At 56.1% G+C, this 1,402-nt stretch carries 1 protein-coding gene; it reads right to left on the bottom strand.

Annotated elements, in window-relative coordinates; genetic code table 11:
• Positions 1-13: 13 nt before the first annotated feature.
• Complete coding sequence (locus J2744_RS15260; protein WP_050033723.1) at positions 14-1,288, bottom strand: IS4 family transposase; 1,275 nt, start codon at positions 1,286-1,288, stop codon at positions 14-16.
• Positions 1,289-1,402: the final 114 nt, after the last annotated feature.

The raw sequence follows: 1,402 nt of genomic DNA on the forward strand, positions 1-1,402 counted from the left end.
CATCCGTCTTTAGTTAAGCCTCACACCTCGGTTGTGTAGCGGTAGCGAGCGTCTCTTGTAAGATTGGTCGTTGCTGGTGGATCTTTTGAGCGTCTTCGATCAGCCGGTCGAGCAGCGGCGGCGGTGAGTAGCCGAGGAACTCACCGAGTTCGTGGAGAATGAGCTGGGCGTGCGACCGGAAGGTCGCCGCCCAGCGCTCTGTCGGAAACACAAGCTCATCATCCGCCTGCTCAGTGACTAGATCCAACAGATCGCGGCTTACAAGCAGCGACAGCAGCGCTGCGTACAATAAGATCCTCACCACGTGTTCGTCACTCGTGTCGAACTCGTCCAATTCGTACTGCGTCTTCAGCTCCCGGAACAGCAACTCAACTTCCCACCGACAGCGGTAGATCTCCGCTAAATCCGCCGGAAAGAACTCCTCCCTAGCTAAATTCGTCATGTACAGGTGGTAGTCGTCGGCGTCCTCGTTGCGGACGCCGACGACGCGAAATCGCTTCGTATCCAGCGACTGTGTCCCATTGTACGGCCCCCGTTTGAATTCGACTTCGACCTCCACATCGATGTATTTCCGGTCAAGGTCATCGAGAACAGCTCGGAGCTGCTTGCCCTCTAAGGGAATGGCGCGGCCGCGCCATTCCCGTAATTCTGCCGTAATCACCGGGTTTGCGTTCTGCTTCAGCCGACTCACGAAGTAGCCGTCGTTCTCGTCGATCAGCGCAAACCGGCGGTACTTGAAGTAGGCAAGATCGAACAACACGAGGCGATTCTCAAGCCACGGCCCTGTTTTGAACAAGGTGCTGTCGTGCGTTTTCTCGTTAGCAGTATCGAGCCGTTCAATCGTCTGCTCTGTGGCATTGTGGAGCAGGTGGAGCTTCGCTCCAGCCTGCTCCTCGTGGCGGGCTTCGAATTGGTCTGAGAGAAATTCGTGTAACCGCAACACCGTTCCATCAGCGATCATCACGTCTCTAAATCGGTCGATATCAGCGTCAACAGCGTTAGGAACAGCGACCTCGTCGAGACCGCGCTCGACGAGGTCGCGGAGATACTCTGCAAGCGTCGGTGTCAACCGCTGATAGAATCCACCCGGAGAGATCGTCTCATCGGCAGTAGAGTTGTAACAGCGTCTAAACCCGGCGAGTGTTCGGCTTTCGCCTGCGGCGAAGCCGAACACGAACGCCCAAACGAAGGCAGGGATCTGGAGCTTGCGGTCACGTTCGACCACGCCGAGTTCCTCGGCGTGCTCTTCGAGGAACTCAGAGGGAAACAGTGTAGTGAGTCGACGCATAATTCGAGATGAGGAGTCCTTGTCGTGCACAGACTGGACTTCCTCATTCCTTCCGAAAGATGCCTCGATAAGCCGCCGCTATCTCGCGGTTTCTCGCTTAACTAAAGACAGATG

It is taken from the genome of Halorubrum trapanicum, assembly GCF_017873555.1.
In the GTDB taxonomy this organism is placed as follows: Archaea; Halobacteriota; Halobacteria; order Halobacteriales; family Haloferacaceae; genus Halorubrum; species Halorubrum trapanicum.